The 21485-nt window shown below is 36.2% G+C and carries 25 protein-coding genes, 2 riboswitches and 1 other annotated feature (1 of these 28 only partly in view); of the genes, 23 read left to right on the top strand and 2 right to left on the bottom strand.

What is annotated here, in order from left to right; all coding sequences use genetic code 11:
* Positions 1-50 precede the first annotated feature (50 nt).
* From hisZ to COL05_RS24145, 12 genes are all read left to right on the top strand, one after another.
* Positions 51-1313, top strand: coding sequence for an ATP phosphoribosyltransferase regulatory subunit (gene hisZ / locus COL05_RS24200; RefSeq protein WP_098670439.1), 1263 nt, complete (start codon positions 51-53; stop codon positions 1311-1313).
* Positions 1289-1924 carry an ATP phosphoribosyltransferase gene (hisG, locus tag COL05_RS24195; protein WP_098670438.1) on the top strand — a complete coding sequence of 212 codons (636 nt, stop codon included), beginning with the start codon at positions 1289-1291 and terminating at the stop codon, positions 1922-1924. The genes hisZ and hisG overlap by 25 nt, the downstream gene beginning before the upstream one ends.
* 10 nt (positions 1925-1934) lie before the next feature.
* The gene (gene hisD / locus COL05_RS24190; RefSeq protein WP_098670437.1) at positions 1935-3224 is read left to right on the top strand and encodes a histidinol dehydrogenase; all 1290 of its coding nucleotides are present in this window, start codon (positions 1935-1937) and stop codon (positions 3222-3224) included.
* Positions 3224-3808, top strand: coding sequence for an imidazoleglycerol-phosphate dehydratase HisB (hisB, locus tag COL05_RS24185; RefSeq protein ID WP_098670436.1), 585 nt, complete (start codon positions 3224-3226; stop codon positions 3806-3808). The genes hisD and hisB overlap by 1 nt, the downstream gene beginning before the upstream one ends.
* Positions 3809-4438 carry an imidazole glycerol phosphate synthase subunit HisH gene (hisH, locus tag COL05_RS24180; RefSeq protein WP_098670435.1) on the top strand — a complete coding sequence of 210 codons (630 nt, stop codon included), beginning with the start codon at positions 3809-3811 and terminating at the stop codon, positions 4436-4438. It abuts the gene before it with no gap.
* Positions 4411-5130, top strand: a complete 720-nt coding sequence (hisA, locus tag COL05_RS24175; RefSeq protein ID WP_098670434.1) for a 1-(5-phosphoribosyl)-5-[(5-phosphoribosylamino)methylideneamino]imidazole-4-carboxamide isomerase — start codon at positions 4411-4413, stop codon at positions 5128-5130. The genes hisH and hisA overlap by 28 nt, the downstream gene beginning before the upstream one ends.
* Positions 5124-5882, top strand: a complete 759-nt coding sequence (hisF, locus tag COL05_RS24170) for an imidazoleglycerol phosphate synthase cyclase subunit (RefSeq protein WP_098670433.1) — start codon at positions 5124-5126, stop codon at positions 5880-5882. The genes hisA and hisF overlap by 7 nt, the downstream gene beginning before the upstream one ends.
* Complete coding sequence (hisI, locus tag COL05_RS24165) at positions 5879-6184, top strand: phosphoribosyl-AMP cyclohydrolase (protein ID WP_098670432.1); 306 nt, start codon at positions 5879-5881, stop codon at positions 6182-6184. Before hisF ends, hisI begins: the two co-directional genes overlap by 4 nt.
* Before the next feature lie 10 nt (positions 6185-6194).
* A complete protein-coding gene (gene hisE, locus COL05_RS24160) occupies positions 6195-6518 on the top strand; it encodes a phosphoribosyl-ATP diphosphatase (protein WP_048544914.1) in 324 nt (107 codons plus the stop codon).
* Between the two features lie 11 nt (positions 6519-6529).
* The gene (locus tag COL05_RS24155) at positions 6530-7549 is read left to right on the top strand and encodes a histidinol phosphate phosphatase domain-containing protein (RefSeq protein ID WP_098670431.1); all 1020 of its coding nucleotides are present in this window, start codon (positions 6530-6532) and stop codon (positions 7547-7549) included.
* Positions 7550-7617: 68 nt separating this feature from the next.
* A complete protein-coding gene (locus tag COL05_RS24150; protein WP_098670430.1) occupies positions 7618-7785 on the top strand; it encodes a DUF4025 domain-containing protein in 168 nt (55 codons plus the stop codon).
* A 144-nt stretch (positions 7786-7929) separates the two neighbouring features.
* Positions 7930-8901, top strand: a complete 972-nt coding sequence (locus COL05_RS24145) for an NAD(P)-dependent oxidoreductase (protein ID WP_098670429.1) — start codon at positions 7930-7932, stop codon at positions 8899-8901.
* Positions 8902-8930: 29 nt separating this feature from the next.
* Here COL05_RS24145 and pssA read toward each other — a convergent pair whose 3' ends face one another.
* Together pssA and COL05_RS24135 are read right to left on the bottom strand one after the other, a co-directional pair.
* Positions 8931-9632 carry a CDP-diacylglycerol--serine O-phosphatidyltransferase gene (gene pssA / locus COL05_RS24140; RefSeq protein ID WP_000285421.1) on the bottom strand — a complete coding sequence of 234 codons (702 nt, stop codon included), beginning with the start codon at positions 9630-9632 and terminating at the stop codon, positions 8931-8933.
* Positions 9633-9813: 181 nt separating this feature from the next.
* Entirely contained in the window at positions 9814-11700 is a 1887-nt protein-coding gene (locus COL05_RS24135) for an LTA synthase family protein (RefSeq protein ID WP_098670428.1), read from the bottom strand.
* Between the two features lie 248 nt (positions 11701-11948).
* Between COL05_RS24135 and COL05_RS24130 the strand changes: the two genes are divergently transcribed.
* From COL05_RS24130 to COL05_RS24080, 11 genes are all read left to right on the top strand, one after another.
* Positions 11949-12344 carry a DUF3888 domain-containing protein gene (locus COL05_RS24130; RefSeq protein ID WP_142337643.1) on the top strand — a complete coding sequence of 132 codons (396 nt, stop codon included), beginning with the start codon at positions 11949-11951 and terminating at the stop codon, positions 12342-12344.
* A gap of 89 nt (positions 12345-12433) precedes the next feature.
* Positions 12434-12615: riboswitch (Lysine riboswitch) on the top strand.
* Positions 12616-12795: 180 nt separating this feature from the next.
* Positions 12796-14112, top strand: coding sequence for a diaminopimelate decarboxylase (lysA, locus tag COL05_RS24125; protein ID WP_098670426.1), 1317 nt, complete (start codon positions 12796-12798; stop codon positions 14110-14112).
* A gap of 117 nt (positions 14113-14229) precedes the next feature.
* Positions 14230-14338, top strand: a riboswitch (SAM riboswitch).
* A gap of 72 nt (positions 14339-14410) precedes the next feature.
* Positions 14411-14554, top strand: a complete 144-nt coding sequence (locus tag COL05_RS24120) for a YezD family protein (RefSeq protein WP_000116161.1) — start codon at positions 14411-14413, stop codon at positions 14552-14554.
* Positions 14555-14641: 87 nt separating this feature from the next.
* Complete coding sequence (locus COL05_RS24115) at positions 14642-15346, top strand: phosphoadenylyl-sulfate reductase (protein ID WP_098670425.1); 705 nt, start codon at positions 14642-14644, stop codon at positions 15344-15346.
* A 38-nt stretch (positions 15347-15384) separates the two neighbouring features.
* Positions 15385-16521 (top strand): sulfate adenylyltransferase, encoded by a 1137-nt coding sequence (sat, locus tag COL05_RS24110; protein ID WP_098670424.1) that lies wholly within the window; start codon positions 15385-15387, stop codon positions 16519-16521.
* 12 nt (positions 16522-16533) lie between these two features.
* A complete protein-coding gene (gene cysC / locus COL05_RS24105; protein WP_098670423.1) occupies positions 16534-17133 on the top strand; it encodes an adenylyl-sulfate kinase in 600 nt (199 codons plus the stop codon).
* Between the two features lie 156 nt (positions 17134-17289).
* Positions 17290-18912, top strand: coding sequence for a nitrite/sulfite reductase (locus COL05_RS24100; RefSeq protein ID WP_098670422.1), 1623 nt, complete (start codon positions 17290-17292; stop codon positions 18910-18912).
* Between the two features lie 10 nt (positions 18913-18922).
* The gene (locus COL05_RS24095) at positions 18923-19123 is read left to right on the top strand and encodes a DUF3906 family protein (protein ID WP_000366917.1); all 201 of its coding nucleotides are present in this window, start codon (positions 18923-18925) and stop codon (positions 19121-19123) included.
* A gap of 78 nt (positions 19124-19201) precedes the next feature.
* Positions 19202-19978 (top strand): uroporphyrinogen-III C-methyltransferase, encoded by a 777-nt coding sequence (cobA, locus tag COL05_RS24090; RefSeq protein ID WP_098670421.1) that lies wholly within the window; start codon positions 19202-19204, stop codon positions 19976-19978.
* Position 19979: 1 nt separating this feature from the next.
* On the top strand, positions 19980-20735 hold the full coding sequence (locus tag COL05_RS24085; RefSeq protein WP_098670420.1) for a sirohydrochlorin chelatase: 756 nt from the start codon (positions 19980-19982) through the stop codon (positions 20733-20735).
* A complete protein-coding gene (locus COL05_RS24080; RefSeq protein ID WP_098670419.1) occupies positions 20710-21327 on the top strand; it encodes an NAD(P)-binding protein in 618 nt (205 codons plus the stop codon). The genes COL05_RS24085 and COL05_RS24080 overlap by 26 nt, the downstream gene beginning before the upstream one ends.
* A gap of 61 nt (positions 21328-21388) precedes the next feature.
* Positions 21389-21485, top strand: a binding site (T-box leader); it runs 152 nt beyond the window's last position.

Genomic DNA, 21485 nt, shown 5'->3' with positions numbered 1-21485 from the left:
AGGAGCATGAAATAGGCATACATTAGAAAAGGAAAGGTGTGAAAATTTCGATGACAAAATGGAAACGTGCAAATCCAAATGGAACGAGAGATTATTTATTCGAAGAATGTACGTTAATTGAAGAAGTAGAACAAAAATTAAGGCGTACTTTTTTAGAGAGAGGTTATGAAGAAATAAGGACACCAACAATAGAATTTTATGATGTGTTTGCTTTTCAAAATAGACCGATAGATGAAGAAAAGATGTATAAATTTTTTGATGAAAAGGGACGGATTATTGTGTTACGCCCTGATATGACAATTCCTTTAGCGAGAGTAATCGGAACGCAGAGATGTGATACGCCACTTAAAGTGACGTATAGCGGGAATGTATTTCGAGCGAATGAGTCTCTTACTGGAAAATATAATGAAATTGTGCAAAGTGGTATTGAAATTATCGGAATTGATAATGTAAGAGCTGAAATTGAATGTGTCATAAGCGTCATACAATCACTTCAAAAGTTGAAAGTGCAATCTTTTACAATAGAGATTGGGCAAGTACAGTTATATAAATGTATTGTCAAAAAGCTCTCCATTCATGGAGAAGAGGAGAGAATACTTAGAACATACATTGAAAGTAAAAATTATGCCGCGCTATCAAATTTTATTAGAGAAAAGAAATTAGATCGATGTGATGAAACAGTAAGATTACTAGAGAAATTACCAAGGTTATTTGGGAATTTAGAAGTGATTGAGGAAGCTGAAAAACTCGCCTCAAGTAATGAAATGAAAATGGCCATCGCAAGAGTGAAAGAAATATATGAAGCAATTGAAAAGCTAGGATATGGATCGTACATATCCATTGATTTAGGTATGATTCAACATTTGGACTATTATACAGGTGTTATTTTCAAAGGGTATATATACGAAATTGGAGAAGAAATTGTTAGTGGCGGAAGGTATGATGAGTTGATTGGAAATTTTGGAGAAATGCTGCCGGCTGTTGGATTCGCGGTGCAAGTCAATCAAATTGTGAAGGCGCTACAAGAGCAACAAGAACCATATGAACGAAAGAGAATAGATATTATGATTCATTATGAGTTAAATAGATTAGCAGAAGCGGAACGATTGCGAAATTTACTTCAAAAGGACGGGAAAAAAGTAGAGCTATCTTTATTCTCAAATATAAATGAAACCTTTCAATTTGCAAGAAAACATCAAATAGTAACGGTCGTTGAGGCAAAGAATGAATCGTTAGTGGAATATGTATGGAACGAGAAATGGGTAGTCCAGAAAGAAGGGGAAACTTCATGCGTAACATTCAAATTGCGTTGACGAAAGGAAGATTAGAAAAACATGTGATTCCGCTCTTTGAGCAAATTGGAATTGATTGTACAGAGCTCAAAAATAAAGGACGAAAGCTAGTCTTTCAAAGTAAAAATACAGATATATCATTTATTTTAGTAAAAGCAGTAGATGTTGCTACTTATGTAGAACATGGAGTAGCTGATATTGGGGTCGTTGGCAAAGATGTTTTAATGGAAAACGAGAAAGATATTTATGAAATGTTGGATTTAGGAGTAGGCGTGTGTAAGTTTTGTGTTGCTTCTATTCCTACTTATAACCCGAAGAGCTACCGGAAGAAGCGTATTGCGACGAAATATCCACATATTACTTCTAACTATTTTCATGATAAAGGAGAGGATGTAGAAATTATAAAAATAGAAGGTTCTGTAGAAATCGCTCCTATTCTTGGATTGGCAGATGCCGTTGTTGATATTGTTGAAACGGGAAAAACATTACAAGAAAACGGGCTCGTTGTATTTGAAGAAATGTGTTCTATATCCGCTCGAATGATCGTAAATAAAGCCGCATTAAAAACTAAAAAAGACGAAATATTCAGTATTGTGAATATGATGGAACAAGAAATTTTATCCGGAAAATAGGGGGATTAAAATGGAAATCATGTATGAAGATTTTCAAAAGGCGTTATTAAAAATAAAATTGCTACGGGAAAACGCTAATATAATAGAAGAAACTGTTCAAAGAAATGTAAATGAAATTGTTCGAAATGTAAGGGAGAGTAGGGATGAGGCCCTATCTTTTTATACAAAAAAGTTTGATGGTGTAAAGATGAAAGAGTTTCGTGTAAGTGAAGAAGAAATAAAACGAGCGGGTATGTTTGTAGAGAATTCATTTTTAGAAGCGTTACAAGAAGCGAAGAAAAACATTATTTCATATCACGAAAAACAAAAAAGGCAATCCATATTTGATTGCGAGAGTAATGGCATCATTAGAGGACAAATCATTCGGCCGTTAGAGAATGTAGGCGTATATGTGCCAGGCGGAACTGCTTCGTATCCTTCGTCAGTATTAATGAATGTATTGCCAGCAAAACTCGCTGGTGTGAAAAAAATTGTAATGGTAACACCGCCGAGGGAAGGAGGAATTGATCCACATATTTTAGTTGCTGCAAGTCTTGCAGGAGTAGATGAAATTTATACGATAGGTGGCGCGCAAGCAATTGCTGCTTTAGCATACGGGACGGAATCGATTCCGAAAGTGGATAAAATAGTTGGACCGGGAAATTTGTACGTCGCTCTGGCAAAACGAGAAGTATACGGGATAGTAAATATTGATATGATTGCTGGACCGTCAGAAATTGTAGTTATCGCTGATGAAACTGGCAATGCAAAATACATTGCTGCTGATTTATTATCACAAGCAGAACATGACGTGAGAGCAACAGCAATTTGTATTACAACGAATATAGAGTTAGCAAAAGAGGTAGAAAAAGAGATAGAAAGACAGTTAGAAACATTACCAAGAAGCAAAATTGCACGTGAATCGATAAATAGAAATGGAGCTATTTTTATCATTCCTTCTTTAAATGAGGCGCTACAATTATCCAATGAAATCGCTCCAGAACATTTAGAGTTACATATAAAAGAACCGATGAATGCTCTAGCTTATGTGAAACATGCAGGATCTATCTTTCTTGGACCATATGCACCGGAACCGCTCGGTGATTATTTAGCAGGACCGAATCATGTGTTACCGACAAGTGGAACAGCAAGATTTTTCTCACCGTTATCAGTCGATGATTTCGTGAAAAAATCAAGCTTCCTGTCTTATACGGAGGACGCGTTAAGAGATGTACAACATCATATTGTAGAACTTGCCAATAAAGAAGGGTTACATGCGCATGCGAGAGCGATTCAAATAAGATTTGAGGAGGAAGAATGATGCGCGAGTCTAGTCAAATACGTGAGACGACAGAAACAAAAATAAAATTAAATTTACAGCTTGATGAAGGAAAGAATGTTTCTGTACAAACGGGAGTTGGATTTTTTGATCATATGCTAACTTTATTTGCAAGGCATGGAAGATTCGGTTTGCAAGTGGAGGCAGAAGGTGATGTTTTCGTTGATGCGCATCATACAGTTGAAGATGTTGGGATTGTACTCGGAAACTGTTTGAAAGAAGCATTGCAAAGTAAAGAGGGGATTAATAGGTACGGCTCAGCATATGTACCGATGGATGAGTCTTTAGGCTTTGTCGCAATTGATATAAGCGGGCGCTCATATATTGTATTTCAAGGAGAATTAACGAATCCGAAGCTTGGGGATTTTGATACAGAATTAACAGAAGAATTTTTTAGAGCAGTTGCGCATGCTGCCAATATTACATTACATGCTCGTATTTTATACGGAAGCAATACACATCACAAAATTGAAGCGTTATTTAAAGCGTTTGGTAGAGCGCTTAGAGAAGCAGTCGAAAGAAATGTCAACATTACTGGTGTAAATTCAACGAAAGGGGTGTTGTAATTGATTGCCATTATAGATTATGGAATGGGAAATATTCGTAGTGTAGAACAAGCATTAAAGCATATTGGAGCAGCGTATATCGTAACGAGTGAGAAAGAAGAAATTCTTAGAAGTGATGGAGTAATTTTACCAGGAGTAGGTGCATTTCCAAAGGCGATGAATGTATTGGAAGAAAAAGATTTAGTATGTGTGTTAAAAGAAGTCGGGCGTTCAGGAAAACCGCTTCTAGGCATTTGCTTAGGAATGCAGCTTTTATTTGAAAAAAGTGAGGAACTAGAAGACTGTAACGGATTAAGTTTATTACCAGGTGTTATTCGAAAGTTAAAGGTTCCTTATAAGATTCCACATATGGGATGGAATGAGTTAAAGAAAGAGGGAGAAATAGCACTTTGGAATGGAGTAGAGGATGGTTCTTTCGTATATTATGTCCACTCTTATTACGCAGATTGTCCAAATGAAATTGTGTATGGAATAAGTGAATATGGAGTGAAAGTACCTGGTTTTGTAGCAAAAGGAAGTATATATGGCGCACAGTTTCACCCTGAAAAGAGTGGTGACATCGGAATGCAAATGTTGAAAAATTTCAAAGGAGTGGTAGAAGCATGGAAATCTTCCCAGCTATCGATTTAAAAGAGGGGCGCTGCGTTAGGCTTTATCAAGGAGAGTTTAGTAAAGAAACAGTAATGAATGAAGATCCGGTTGCGCAAGCGATTATATTTGAAAAATTTGGAGCGAAACGGTTGCACATTGTTGATTTAGATGGTGCAGTTGCTGGCGAGTCGTTAAACTTGTCCGTCATTGAAAAAATTTGTAAGGCAGTATGTATTCCCGTACAAGTTGGAGGAGGAATTCGATCGCTTATAGCGGTAGAGAAGCTATTGTCAGTAGGTGTGGATAAAGTGATTTTAGGAACAGCCGCTCTTTATGATAAGGCATTTTTAGAAGAAGCGGTTCTTCTATATAAAGAAAAAATCATTGTTGGCATTGATGCGAAAAATGGTTTCGTAGCAACGAGAGGCTGGCTTGATGTGTCTGAAATTTCTTACATTGATTTAGCAAAGCAAATGGAGAATATAGGTGTTCTAACAATTGTGTTTACAGACATTTCGAAAGACGGGACACTTGCAGGGCCGAATATAGAGCAATTGGAGTTACTACAAAAAAGCGTTGCTATTCGTCTTATTGCTTCTGGAGGAGTAGCATCTATTCAAGATGTGAAAAAATTAAATGATATGAATATATACGGCGTCATAATTGGTAAGGCTCTTTACGAGAAAACGATAGATTTAGAAGAAGTATTAGAGGTAACAAAGTTATGTTAGCAAAACGAATTATTCCTTGTCTAGATGTGAAAGAAGGGCGAGTCGTAAAGGGTGTAAATTTTATAGGGTTACAAGACGTCGGTGATCCGGTTGAAATAGCCGCTTTATATAATGAGGCGGGAGCAGATGAAATAGTATTTTTAGATATTACGGCAACGCATGAAGGACGAAAGACGATTATAGATGTTGTAGAGAAAACAGCTTCAAAAGTATTTATTCCTCTTACAGTTGGCGGGGGGATTTCAAGTGTTAAAGATATGTACAATTTACTAAGAGCGGGAGCAGATAAAATTTCAATTAACTCAGCGGCAGTGCGAAATCCAAAATTAATTGAAGAAGGAGCAGAACACTTTGGCTCACAATGTATTGTCGTCGCAATTGATGCTAGAAAAGTAACAGAAGGTAAGTGGAATGTATATGTGAACGGCGGAAGAATTGATACAGAAATGGATGCCATCTGGTGGGCAAAGCGTGTTACCGAGCTAGGCGCAGGGGAAATTTTATTAACGAGTATGGATGCAGATGGAACGAAAAATGGATATGACCTTCGCTTAACAGAAGAAATTTCAAAAAGCGTTTCCGTACCAGTCATCGCGTCAGGCGGGTGCGGTCATGTTGATCACATTATAGAAGTTTTTCAAAAGACAACCGTTGATGCAGCGTTAGCGGCATCCATCTTTCATTATGGTGAGGCGACAGTGCAGGACGTAAAGAGAAAATTAAGAAATGCAAACGTCGAGGTGCGGTTATGAAACCTAACTTTTCAAAAGGATTACTACCAACAGTTGTAATTGAAGAAGGTACAAAAGAAGTTTTAATGCTAGCTTATATGAATGAAGAAGCATATGAAAAAACGTTACAAACGAAAAGAACTTGGTTTTATTCTCGGTCAAGAAGGTCGTTATGGAATAAAGGGGAAACATCAGGGAATATCCAATATGTGCAATCTCTTTATTTAGATTGTGATCAAGATTCAATTGTTGTTGTCGTAAAGCAAGTAGGGCCTGCATGTCATACGGGAGAAAAGACATGTTTTCATTACAAAATTATATAGGGGGATACATATGAAAAACGCCTTTACATTACTATTTGAAACAATTGAAGAACGAAAGAGAAGTCCGCTTCCTGAATCATATACAAATTACTTGTTTTCAAAAGGGGAAGATAAAATTTTAAAGAAAATTGGTGAGGAATGTTCCGAAGTAATTATCGCATCTAAAAATAATGATAAAGAAGAGTTAGTGAAAGAAATGGTTGATGTAATGTATCACTGCTTCGTTTTATTAGCCGAAAAAAATATACCATTAGAAGATATTATGGAGGAAGTGAAAGAAAGAAATGGGAAGCTTTCGAGAGTAGGAGACAGGAGAGAAATAGATACATTATAGGGGGAATATGTATGAAAGTGGATTATCACATTCATTTAGAAGAAGGACCGTATTCAATAGGGTGGCTTGCTAAAATAAATGAAGCACTGCAACATTATGAACCGCTTAAAGAAGAAAAACATTCTATGGAATGGCTTGTAAAAACACAAGAACGCCTGCAAAGACGTGTGAAAGAAGGGCCATTTACAGTGAAATGGATTGATTTATATTTAGAAGAAGCTTTGCGAAAAGGTATAAAAGAAGTTGGGATTGTCGATCATTTATACCGTTTTTATGAAGCGAAAGAATACTATGAAAGATATGTCGATATTAGTAATTCGAGGCTTGGTCATTTACAGAAGGAATGGTTAGACCAAGTAAGGGTAGCGTCACTACATGATTTTACAAAGGCAATTGAAGAGGCAAAAGAACGATGGAGTAAAAGAGGTGTTACGCTTAAACTTGGAATTGAAGCGGATTATTTTATTGGTGGTGAACAAGAATTACAATCTTTACTCGCATTAGGGGATTTTGATTATGTAATAGGTTCTGTTCATTTTTTAAATGGCTGGGGATTTGACAATCCAGATACGAAAGAATATTTTAAGGAACATGACTTATATGCTTTATATGATACGTTTTTCAAAACGGTGGAGTGTGCAGTTCGTTCTGAGTTATTTGATATAATAGCTCATCTTGATAATATAAAAGTATTTAATTACCGGCTAGATGAGAATGAACAACTTTCTTATTATAAGGAAATTGCACGTGCATTGGTAGAAACAAATACGGCAACGGAAATAAATGCGGGGTTGTATTATCGCTACCCTGTGCGTGAAATGTGCCCGAGTCCACTATATTTACAAGTATTAGCTAAGCATGGGGTCCCGATTACACTTTCCTCAGATGCTCATTATCCGCATGATTTAGGAAAATATGTGGAAGAGAATATAAAGACGTTACGCAATCATGATATTTCGCATTTAGCTACATTTACGAAACGAGTAAGAACGATGAAATTGCTGGAAGGAGAAGTTACAATTTTAAAATGATCACGATTTTTTGATGAAAACTCAACTTTTTGTTCAAAATAAGAAAGAATAAAAAGGAGGGTAAAGAAATGGTGAAACAACAAAATAAACAAAATGTACAAGATGCACAGCAACAAGCGTATACTTCTGAAACGAATGCTACATCTCAATCCGTTATTGAGGAACAAATTAGTGATACAGTTGCAGAAGGAACGATCGATGTGAAGCTTGGAAAACAATCGCAAGAAAAAGCATAAGAAGAGGGGAGACTTGCATCTCCTCTTTTTTTGTGGAAAAGTGTCGATTTTCAAAACTATAATCAAATTCCTTGGTTTTTATATGTGGATTTCTTACAATGAAAGATAAGAGATATCTTATTTTCTATAGAAGAGGTGTTAGTAGTGGCAAAAATATTAGTAGCAGGGAAAATTCCAGCAATCGGATTAGAACTATTAAAGGATCATGATGTAGAAATGTACGATAAAGAGGCGTTAATTTCTTTAGATGAATTAACAGAGCGTGTAAAAGACAAAGATGCATTGTTAAGCCTACTTTCTACAAAGGTGACAAAAGAAGTGATTGATGCGGCACCTAATTTGAAGATTGTTGCAAACTATGGTGCTGGTTACGACAATATTGATTACACGTATGCGGGTGAAAAAGGAATTGTAGTATCGAATACACCGAAAGTATCAACTGAAGCTACTGCAGAACTAACATTTGCACTTCTTTTAGCGGCGGCACGTAGAATTCCTGAAGGTGATACGCTATGTCGTACAACTGGATTTAACGGATGGGCACCATTATTTTTCTTAGGCCGCGAAGTACACGGTAAAACAATTGGAATTATTGGCCTTGGAGAAATCGGAAAGGCAGTTGCAAAGCGTGCGAAAGCGTTTGGAATGAATGTTTTATATACAGGACCAAATCGAAAGCCTGAAGCTGAAAGTGAGCTGGAAGCAACATATGTAACATTGGAAGAATTATTACAAACAGCAGACTTTATTACAATTAACTGTGCGTATAATCCGAAATTGCACCATATGATTGATGAAGAACAATTTAAAATGATAAAGAAAACTGCGTATATTATAAATGCTTCACGTGGACCAATCATGCATGAAGCAGCACTCGCTCATGCATTAAAAACGAATGAAATTGAAGGGGCGGCTCTTGATGTATTTGAATTTGAACCGAAAATTACTGAAGAGCTAAAAGGGTTAAAGAATGTAGTACTTGCTCCTCACGTAGGAAATGCAACATTTGAAACGCGTGATGCGATGGCTGAAATGGCAGTAAGAAATATTTTAGCAGTATTAAACGGTGAAGAGCCGGTAACACCTGTAAATCAAAAAGTATTCGTTACAAAATAAAAAGAAACCTTCCGGAATCGGAAGGTTTTTTATTTGTCTTTATTTGCTCTTTTAGATGGTCTTTGTCTAAGAAATTGAGATAGCATATACAAAATATATAGTGGAATAGCAATGAATAAGAAAACAGAAAAATTACCGAAACCTGTTTGGTACATTGTGATAATGATTCCAACTAAAAATAGTGTAATAATGATGCTATATCGTGGAATTGGTACATCTTTTAAACTTGGGATACGAATGCGGCTCACCATTAAAAATGCGAACGTTACAAATACTGTAATAAGAACGATTTTTGGAATGGTATGTGAAAATAATGTTAAGAAAGCAACAAGCCCTCCCGCTGCTGTAATCGGTACCCCAGTGAAATATTTCATTGAAGTAGAAGATGGTGTAACATTAAATCGAGCTAAACGATATGCTCCGAAAAGAGGGAATAGTCCCGCTATGTATAGTCCGATGATTCCATAATTGGAGAAAGATGTGTAATACATGAGGACAGCAGGTGCTGCACCAAATGTTACGACATCTGCAAGCGAGTCAAGCTCTTTTCCCATTTGTGAATCAACGCGTAATAAACGAGCAACACGCCCATCAAGACTATCTAACATCATCCCGATAAGTACTAAAATAGCAGCTGATTTATAATATCCTAAAGATGCATAGCCGATTGACAAGAATCCACTATATAAATTTCCGAGCGTAAATAAGTTTGGAATAGCTGCTCTATACAAAATCTGATCCCTTGCTTTCTGTAATAAATTCTTAATTAGTGTATGAAAGTTTACTTATTTTATCATACCATAAATTTCTTCTTCATACGAAAAAAATTCCCAATTTGTGAAAGATTTCATAGAAGAATGATTTGAAAAATAAGTAAAAAAAGGAGCAACTTTTATAAAGTTGCTCCTTGTATTATTCAAATTTCGTTGTCATCGTTCCAGTCTTATACCGATTGTTAGGGTCGAAACGTAATAAATCTCCATAAATGAGTTTGTCGGAGAGTTTCAATTCAGTTTTTGCTTTTTCAATATTTGGTTGACATAATGAAATGTCCGCTTCTTCACCTGTATTTCGTTTATAACACATGTTTTTTGTATACACATAATCTTCCGAGACGAAGCTACCATCACGCATTACCATAAGTGGGTCTTTTTCTTTAATAAATAAGTCAGTTCCAAATTCAACGGATTTATTTGTTTTCATACCAAGTAAATGAAGTAGCGTTGGTTTAATATCAATTTGACCAGATACTTTAGAAATGACTTTTCCTTCTTGACCAGGTACGTGAATAATGAGAGGGACGCGTTGTAGTTGCATAGAATCAAACGGTGTAATAGCGTCTTTCCCAAGGAACTGGGCCATAGCTGCGTTATGGTTTTCAGAAATACCGTAATGATCTCCGTAAATGATAATAACGGAATTATCATATAGTCCCTCTTCTTTTAATTGTTTAATAAATCGTTTAAGAGCTTCATCCGTGTAACGAACCGTTGGGAAGTAACGGTTTACAACACCACTTTCTGAATTAAACTCATCAACATATTGATCTTCTGGATTTAGAAGAAATGGAAAATGGTTTGTTAAAGTAATGAACTTTGTATAGAATGGCTGTGGTAAAGATTTTAGCTTTGGGATAGATTGTTCAAAGAACTCTTTATCTTTTAATCCCCAACCGACAGACATTTGTTCTGTGCCTACGTAATCATTCAAATTAAAGTAACGATCATATCCAAGTGCAGGATACATTACATCACGATTCCAAAACGCTTTATCGTTTGAATGGAAGACAGCAGAAGAATATCCGTATTTTTTTAATTGTTCTGGTGTAGCTGTATATTCATTTGTTGCATGAGTAAAGAATACAGAACCGCGATCTAACGGATAAAGTGAATTTTCAACGATAAATTCAGCATCAGAAGTTTTACCTTGTCCTGTTTGATGATAGAAATTATCGAAATAGAAACTATCTTTAATAAATTCGTTTAAAAATGGGGTAATTTCTTTTCCATTTATTTTTTCATTAATAACAAAACTTTGTGTAGATTCCATTGAAATTAAAATAACATTTTTACCTTTGGCAGCTCCAAATAAATTTTTATCAACTTGCTTATCTTTTGAATCTGTATAGTTTTTAATTTCAGAGAACCCGTCCCCACTTGCAAATACACGTTCAGCTGAAGATTTAGATTGAAGTGTAATATCAAATAGATGATATGTGTATAAACCTAAATTTTTCACGACAGTTTGACGGTCAAACGAGCGTGAGAACATTTGTGGTTTATAAATAACGGAAACAACAATTTGTAGTGCTAATAGAGCTGTTACACCGCTAAAGAAAGTTCTCTTCTCAGAGCGAGAAAGCGGCGTCTTGTCGTAAAATGCTGGGAATTTACGCGAAAGAAACATTAAGATGATCGCATCTGCGAATAACAGTAATGTTTTATACGTAAAGAGTTCTTTTATACTCGTCCCTAAATCAGCCATATTATTTGTTTGAAATAATACTGGGAACGTAACGAAATCGTTATAAAACCCATAAAACATTGCATTTCCAAATAAAATGAATGATAGTATAAAACTAATTCCAACTATAATGCGGTTTCGGTGTTTAGATGCAAATAAAGCAAAACCGAAAAATAAAAGTAACGCAGCTAGTGGATTAATAAAAAGCATAAATTCTTCAAAGAAATTATCAATTTTAATATCGAATGCTAGCTTGTACACAATATATGTTTTTATCCATAATAAAACGACTGCAACGAGTGCAAATCGCAGTTTTGGAAACAGACGTTGTAGCATAATATACTCCTCTCCTAAAAAGCATGACAGTTCTTGTGAGTCGATTTGATTAGCGCCTCATTTTATATATACGAACAGTCCTTTGTTATTATGTTTATTATACTATGAGTATCATTATACGAAAACAAAAGAGAGTTGTGGGCTTTTTTATAATAATTGATTAGAAAAAGGGGAGTAGGAGACAATAAAACGGAGTTTCTATATATGATTATTGTCGTGCGCAGAAAGAATCGTGTAAGGAGGTTATAATGCGAAAGTTATTGTATTTTATAGTATGTAGTAGTGTTATACTTTTTGCTTCACCGAGTGTGTCGGTAGCGCAATATGATGCACCTCTTATGGAAGATGCCCTTTATTCTGTCTTATTTCCGAAAATAAATAAAGCAATTGAAAAACAATATGGGAGCTTGAAGCCTTATCAATGCCCGAAAATTATTAGTTTAAAAAAAGTGTATAGCGGTACATATTTATTTCAAGCAGTTATTGAAGTAACGAAGTATGAACGTGTTGCCGGGAAAATTGCTCCACCATTTGAGAAGGTAACGATTACATTTAATAACGAAGAAGGCGAATGGGAAGTGACGAAGGTTTTAGTAAAGCGCTTACCGAACGATACGAAACTAAACTGTAAAAAAACAATATAAAAAATTGTTTGACAAATAAAATGGTCCTTTGGTATTGTTAATAGCAACAATTAGATGTTTGAAAATTAAATAGACTTACCTCATCTACTCTCAAAGGTAGAGGCCGCGATAGGAAAGAGTAAGCTATGGGAGATTTAATGGAATCTGTGATCATAGGTTGAAAGGGACTATTGCCGAAATATAAGAATAACCATCTTATTCATATATTGGGACTGCATTGAATAAATGTAGTACTGTCATAAGATTTATTTTATGGAGAGCTATTTGGAGATGTTGATGCGGTTTCTTATTTTGAGGAGATAACAACTCGTTTATTTTTTCAATATATATTTTTCCTAATAAGAAACGCGTGTGAACATTGTTCCGCGCGTTTTTTGTCTATCTAAAAGCGTGCTGCAATGAATAGAAGATTGGGGTTATGAGTTTTAGAGGAAATAAGGGAGGAATTCAAATGTATTTACACGGCACAAGCCGAATCAATGGGCAAGGACACTTAGAAATTGGAGGGTGCGATACGACGCAGCTAGCAAAACAATATGGAACACCACTTTATGTATACGATGAAGAGTCAATTCGAGGAAAGTGCCGCGCGTTTCATCGTGCTTTTAAAGAAAGTGGTTTCTCTTATCAAGTAGCATATGCAAGCAAGGCGTTCTTGTGCATGGAGATGTGCCGAGTAGCTCGTGAAGAGAATATGTCATTAGATGTTGTTTCTGGAGGGGAATTATATACTGCACTACAAGCAGGATTTCCGGCATCGCGCATTCATTTTCACGGCAATAACAAAACAGATGAAGAAATTGTGATGGCTCTTCAGGCGAATATTGGTTGTTTTGTCGTAGATAACTTCTTAGAATTAGAAATTTTGCATGATTTAGCAGTGCAACATGGGAAATTTGTGAACATATTAATTCGTGTAACGCCTGGGGTAGAGGCGCACACACATGAATATATTACAACAGGTCAAGATGATTCGAAATTTGGATTTGGCGTGTCAAATGGTCAAGCGATGCAAGCAATTGAGCTTGCTTTACAAAAATCAAATTATAACGTGTTAGGAATTCATTCACATATCGGATCACAAATATTTGAAACAGCCGGCTTTGTGCGAGCGATTGAAGTTCTTCATCAATTTTTAGAAAAAGTGAGAGAGCGAACAAATTATGTAGTAAAAGTGCTAAATGTGGGCGGAGGATTCGGAATACGCTACACAGAGTCAGATACGCCATTAACTCTTGAGAAGTATGTGCGAGCTGTAACAAGTGCAGTGAGAGAGCAATTTACAGTATGTAATTATCCCTTGCCAGAAATATGGGTTGAACCAGGCCGTAGTATTGTAGGTGATGCTGGAACGACCCTTTATACAGTTGGATCTGTGAAAGACATTCCTGGTATTCGGAAATATGTATCAGTCGATGGTGGGATGACTGATAATTTAAGGCCTGCTTTATATAATGCTCGTTATGAAGCGATGTTAGCGAATCGAGGGAACGATGAGAATGAGGAAGTTGTTTCGATTGCAGGGAAATGCTGTGAGAGTGGAGATATGTTAATTTGGGATATTAATCTACCGAAAGTTGCCTCTGCGGATTTACTAGCAATTTCTTGTACAGGGGCATATGGGTACTCGATGGCGAATAATTATAATCGGATTCGTAGACCAGCTGTCGTCTTCGCGAAAGGTGGTACGTCACAAATTGTTGTAGAGCGCGAAACATATGAAAATATTATTGGGAACGATCGCATACGTATTAAAGAACTTGTTTAAATGAGGAAAAAGGAGTTGTTCGGAGGGACAATTCCTTTTTTATAAAATAAAATAATTAAAATATATCGGAAAACTAGGATTGAAAAAAATCAGAATTGTGATAAAATACAAATACAAAGCTTATCAAGAGAAGCGGAGGGAACTGGCCCGACGAAGCTCGGCAACCTGCTTATAGAAAGCAAGGTGCTAAATCCAGCAAAATGGAATCCATTTTGAAAGATAAGGTAAAATATATTACCGAACAGTCTTTTCGAAATGGGAAAGATTTTTTTTATGAATAAAAAGGGGGGCTGTTCGCGTGAGTGTACGGGAACATTTTGAGGAAGTATCTGAGAAAATTGAAGCGATGCTTGCTGATATGAAATATGGTTCAATTACAATTGTTGTGCAAGATGGAAAAGTCATTCAATTAGAGAAAAGTGAAAAGGTACGTTTAAAGTAAAAAGCGCTGACTAGAAAAACTAGAGGCGGTTTTAACCTATTTTGATTAGGTTAAAACCGTCTTTTTGCTTTTACAGGGGGAAAAAACATGTTGACGTATGAAACGTGGGAAGAAAATAATGTTTCATTTTCAGAAGAAGATGAAACGAAAGGCGCGCTATCTGTTTTAAGTTGGGCTTATAAAGAATATGAAGGTGAAATTGTATACGCATGTAGCTTCGGAGTGGAAGGGATGGTATTGCTGCATCTTATAAACCAAGTAAATCCATCTGCTAAAGTTGTATTTTTAGATACAAATGTTCATTTTCAAGAAACATATGAATTAATTCAAAAAGTGCGGAGGCGATTTCCTTCATTAAATATTATAGAAAAACAACCGGAACTTACGCTTGATGAACAAGCGAAGTTGCATGGTGAGAAATTATGGGAAAGTAATCCGAATCTTTGTTGTAAGATTAGAAAAATTTTACCGTTAGAAAAATCATTAGCAGCGGAAAAAGCGTGGATATCGGGCTTAAGGAGGGAACAATCAGAAACGCGTAAGCATACAAAGTTTATAAATCAAGATCATCGCTTTCATTCTATTAAAGTTTGTCCGCTCATTCATTGGACATGGAAAGAGGTATGGCGATATGTATACAAACATAGTTTGCCGTATAACCCGCTGCATGATGTTGGATATCCAAGTATTGGGTGTGAGAAGTGTACGTTACCTGTAGGTGAGGGTGGCGATTCGAGAGATGGTAGATGGGCCGGGAAAGTGAAAACTGAATGTGGTCTACATTACCAATAAGATGAATTTGAAAATAAAGCTAAGAGAGGGTATAGAAAATGAGTACAAGAAACGAATTAGTAAATCTTATAGACGAGACATATGATGTATCACAAATTGAAAAAGAAATTGGGCTAGACAACATTGCGTTAAGTGATTTAGAGCTATTAGCAACAGGAGGATATAGCCCGCTTACTGGTTTTTTAGGGAAGAAAGATTATGATTCGGTGGTAGAAACGCTTCGTTTAGCTAATGGGAGCGTTTGGAGTATACCAATTACATTACCAGTAACAGAAGAAGTAGCAGAGAGTCTAATAGCTGGAGAGAAAGTAAAACTTGTTAAAGATGGAAACGTATATGGTGTCATTCAAATAGAAGATATTTTTACTCCGGATAAGGAAAAAGAAGCGTTACTAGTGTATAAAACGACGGATGAGGCTCATCCAGGGGTGAAAAAATTATACGAACGACCGAACGTTTACGTCGGAGGAGCTATTATTCTTACGAAACGTTTTGAAAGTAATCCATTTCCTTCTTATCATTTAGATCCAATTGAAACGAGAGAAGAATTTAAAAAACGTGGTTGGAAAACAGTAGTCGGATTCCAAACGAGAAATCCGGTACATCGTGCCCATGAATATATTCAAAAATCTGCTCTTGAAATTGTAGATGGCCTCTTTTTAAATCCGCTCGTTGGGGAAACGAAGTCGGACGATATTCCTGCTGATGTAAGAATGGAAAGCTATGAAGTGTTACTTCAAAACTACTATCCGAAAAATCGTGTCTTTTTAAGTGTATTTCCTGCAGCGATGCGTTACGCAGGACCGAGGGAAGCGATATTTCATGCACTAGTCAGAAAGAATTTTGGATGTACCCACTTTATTGTAGGGCGAGATCATGCAGGGGTAGGAGATTATTACGGTACTTATGAAGCGCAAGAAATTTTTACAAACTTTACAGTAGAAGAATTAGGGATTACACCGCTATTTTTTGAACATAGTTTTTACTGCACGAAATGTGAAGCAATGGCTTCGACGAAAACATGCCCGCACGGAAAAGAAGATCATGTCATTTTATCGGGTACGAAAGTAAGAGAATTATTAAGAAACGGTGAGGTTCCGCCAAGTACATTTAGTCGTAAAGAAGTAGTGGAAGTGCTAATTAAAGGCTTGAAAAAAGCAGTAGTAACAGAATAGGGAGAGAATGAGATGGACACAAATATTACTTGGCATACAGCTTCGGTTTCAAAAGATGAGAGAAGAGTGAAGAATGGACATCACAGTTTTGTAATTTGGTTTACTGGTTTATCAGCTTCAGGTAAATCTACAGTGGCGAACGCGGTTGCTCGTAAACTATTTGAAAAGAATATTGGAAACTATGTACTAGATGGAGATAATATACGCCACGGTTTAAATAAAGACTTAGGGTTTTCTGAAAGTGATCGTATGGAGAATATAAGAAGGATTGGCGAAGTGGCGAAACTATTTGTAGATCAAGGTACTGTTGTTCTTACGGCGTTTATTTCACCGTTTCGAGTAGACCGAAAACAAGTTAGAGATCTATTAGCTGCAGATGAGTTTATAGAAGTGTTTGTAAAATGTCCAATTGAAGAGTGTGAAAAGCGTGATCCGAAAGGGCTGTATAAAAAAGCAAGAAAAGGTGATATTAAAGAGTTTACAGGTATCGATTCACCGTATGAGGAACCAGAGCAAGCGGAATTAATTGTAGAAACGCATAAGTATTCTATTGAAGAATGTGCAGAACAAATCGTGAAGTACTTACAAGAGCGTAGTTTTATCTCGTGTTAACGGGCAGTAAAACTGTCATCTCAAAATTTGGCTAGGGCAAAGAAGTTAGGTGGGAGATGAATTGCCTGTAAATGCCCGATTGGTTCAAATAATAATCAGTGGGGGAGGAACACCCCTCGCTGATTAAAGTTTCACTTTATATAGGGGGATTAAAAAATGAGTTATGAAAAAGTATGGGCTAACAATGAAAAATTAAATCAGACTGAGAAAAATAAATTAAAAAAAGATGGCTTGGAGATCTTTAATGATATTCCTTACTATGCAGAGAATGGCTTCGAATCTATTCCGAAAGAAGAGTGGGACGCATTCAAATGGGCAGGGTTGTATTTACAAAGACCGAAAGAAGCTGGTTATTTTATGATGCGTGTAAATATTCCTTCAGGGATTATTACGAATGCACAGGCAGAAGTGCTTGCTTCTATTGCTGAGGATTATGGGCGTGACGTAATAGATATTACAACAAGACAGGCGATTCAGTTTCATTGGTTAGAAATTCAGCAAATTCCAGATATTTTTAAAAGATTAGCAAGAGTTGGGCTATCTTCAGCTGGAGCGTGTGGTGATATAACGCGTAATATTACAGGAAATCCACTTGCTGGTATTGATGCAAATGAACTGTTTGATACAACTGGCATTGTAAAAGAGGTATATGACTATTTCCAACATAATGAAGAGTTTTCTAACTTACCACGTAAATTTAAAATGTCTATTAGTTCTAACATTTATAATTCAGCAAACGCAGAGATTAACTGTGTTGCGTTTACACCTGCAACGAAAGAGATAGACGGTGAGAAAAAAGTTGGTTTTCATATAAAAGTAGGCGGTGGATTATCAGCTCGTCCATATTTAGCGGATGAATTAGATGTATTCGTTTTACCAGAAGAAGTGAAGGCGGTAGCAATTGCGATTGCTACAATATTCCGTGATTTTGGATATCGCGAAAAACGTCATTTAGCCCGTTTGAAGTTTCTTGTTGCAGACTGGGGAGCAGAGAAGTTCAAAGAGAAACTAATAGAGTATACAGGGCCATTGCAAAGTAAAGGGGAAAGTGCTCTCAAAGGCTGGAATGCGGGATACTTTTATGGAGTTCAAGATCAAAAACAAGACGGACTAAAATATGTAGGTTTTAATGTGCCAGTAGGACGCCTACATGCAGAAGAAATGTTTGAGATTGCAAGAATTGCTAAACAGTATGGGAATGGACAAATTCGTACATGTAATTCACAAAACTTTATTATTCCGAATGTTCCGCCAGAAAATGTGGAGGGTTTACTAAATGAGCCATTATTTGAAGCGATATCAGCAAGTCCGAAATCGTTTATTGGTCATGCAGTTTCTTGCACTGGTATTGAATATTGCAATCTTGCTTTAGTAGAAACGAAAGAAAGATTGCGAAAAATTGCCGAATACTTAGATACACAAATTGCACTCGATGTTCCGGTTCGTATTCATATGGTAGGGTGCCCGAATTCATGTGGTCAACGTCAAATTGCTGACATTGGATTACAAGGGGTGAAAATGAAAACGAAGGAAAAAGGAATTGTTGAAGCATTTGAAATATATGTAGGTGGAACGCTGTTAGATGGTGGTGCTTATAACCAAAAGTTAAAAGGGAAAATAGATGGTGAGGATCTACCAGATGTACTTGCAGCATTTATCAGTTATTTCAAAGAGAATAAATTATTAGCTGAAACGTTTTATGATTTTGTCGGCCGTGTTGGTGTAGAGACATTACAAATAGCGTTAAATAACGTGCTAGAAGAAGTAATAGCGTCTTAGGAGGGACAATATGGATTTATATCGATTTGAAGCTGTATTAGTAAATAGTATTGTTCCTATTGTTGTCGTTGCTCAAAGTGAAGAACAGGCGTTTAAGCTTGCAGAGATGGAGCTTGAAAAGCATTTTTTACCGCTGCCAGAAGTAAAGGAGATTTCTTTATTTGAAAAAAAGAAGATTCGAAAAGGTGCGGCATTTGTTATTCATGAGTAGGGAATAAAAAATAATGAAAACTTCCATTCGTATATAAGGATGGAAGTTTCACTTTAATAGTAGAAATGAGGAGAGATGATGGGGAAGGTTTATATCGTTGGGGCGGGTCCTGGTGATCCAGATTTAATTACTGTAAAAGGATTGAAATGTATTGAGAAAGCAGATGTTATTTTATACGACCGTCTCGTGAATAAAGAATTGCTTTCTTATGCAAAGCCTGAAGCGGATTTAATTTATTGCGGAAAACTACCAAATTATCACACGATGAAGCAAGAGACAATTAACATGTTTCTTATTAAATATGCGAAAAAGGGAAAAGTTGTAACGAGGCTAAAAGGTGGGGATCCATTTGTATTTGGTAGGGGAGGAGAAGAAGCTGAAGCGTTAGCAAAGCAAGGTGTACCGTTTGAAATCGTTCCTGGTATTTCAGCTGGAATAGCTGCTCCTGCTTATGCTGGTATCCCAGTGACACATCGTGATGCAAGTGCAAGTTTTGCTATTGTAACGGGGCATAGAAAAGAAGATGCCGAAGAGGAAGTGAAGTGGGAAAATTTAGCGAAAGGTGTAGAGACTTTAGCTGTATATATGGGGGTTAGCAATTTACCCTACATATGTGAGCAACTAATGAAGCATGGAAAAGATAAAAGTACACCTGTTGCTATTATTGAGCGAGGAACGACATCTATGCAGCGTACAGTTGTTGGAACGTTAGGAACAATTGTAGATGTTGCAAAAAAAGAACAAATTCAAAATCCGAGCATGATTGTAATTGGAGAGGTGGTCCGTTTTCGAGAAAAAATCCATTGGTTTGAGAAACAGACAGAAAGTACGTATCAAGTAAGTGGAGTGTTATAAAATGAAAGCCATCTTATATATATGCCATGGAAGTCGTTTGAAAGCAGCTAAAGAAGAAGCTGTTGCGTTTATTACGTCATGCATGAACCGTGTAGAGGCAAGTATTCAAGAAGTTTGTTTTTTAGAGTTAGCGAGTCCAACTATTGATGAAGGGTTCCGTACATGTGTGAAGCGTGGTGCTACAGAGATTATTGTTATTCCAGTTTTTTTATTAGCGGCAGGTCATGTGAAAAAAGATATCCCGTTTGAATTGGAAAAGTTAAATAATCAATTTTCGAATGTTAAAGTGACTTATGGTAATCCGTTTGGTGTATCAGAAACACTTGTTAAATCGGTATATAGTGGAAGTGGTATTGAACAGGAAGATAAAAATGAAGTGACGCTACTTCTTGTTGCAAGAGGGAGCAGTGACCCTGAAGTATTACGAGATATAAACTGGATTGCTTCTTTATTTCAAACGGAAGAGAAAATTAAAAAAGTAGAGGTTTGTTATTTAGCAGCTGCCAAGCCGAAATTTGAGGATAAGTTAAAAGAAGTCATAGAACGAAAAGAAAAGAACATCGTTGTACTGCCTTACTTATTATTTACAGGTTTACTTATGAAACATATTGAAAAAGAAGTGAGTCAATATGAGCTGGAAGAGATAAAAATAAGTCCGTATTTAGGCAAGAATGAAGCATTTCAGTATATGTTAATTCAGAAAACGAAAAAATTATTGAAGGGAGATCAATATGTATCCACTTACAGTGCGAGTTAAGAAGAAACGTGTTGTTGTTATTGGTGGAGGGAAAGTTGCGGGATTTAAAATTATTCCTTTACTAAAACAAGGTGCGGATATAGTTGTGATAAGTCCTGAATTGGATGCAAATTTAGTGAAACTTGTAGAAGAAAAGAAAATTCGTTGGTATCAAAGGGAGTATGAAAAAAGTGACATTAAAGACGCTTTTTTAGTTGTTGCAGCGAGTAGTGATGCTGTATTAAATGAACAAATTGCTGAAGATAGCGCAGAAAATCAATTAGTAAATGTTATTACGAACCCGGAAAGTGGTAATGTTCATTTTCCGGCGGCGATTCATCGTGGATTACTGAATGTGGCTGTTTCTACTGGGGGAGCGAGCCCAAAACTTGCAAAAAAAATTCGTGATGATATTGCAAATAAATATGATGAGGCGTATGAGTCGTACCTTAATTTTTTATACGAAGTTAGAATAAAAGTGAAAGAATTACAAATAGAGAAAAGACAGAGAAATATATTGTTGCAAGAAGTATTAAAGTCGATATATGTTCAAAATGAACAAAAAAGAGAATTGTTTTTACAAGAATTAGAGAGAAGAGTTCATATAGGATAATGAATAAATTGTACTTTACAACTATAAAAATATAATTTATAATCACAAGTAACTTCAATAGATGAAATCGATGAGCAAGAAGAGTAGGTATATTTGATACGTTCAGAGAGCTGGGGTAAGGTGTGAGCCCGGTACGATAAAATATACAGAATGGGCTT

The organism is Bacillus sp. AFS059628 (assembly GCF_002571225.1).
Classification (GTDB): domain Bacteria; phylum Bacillota; class Bacilli; order Bacillales; family Bacillaceae_G; genus Bacillus_A.
This window is presented reverse-complemented; position numbering and strand designations above follow the sequence as displayed.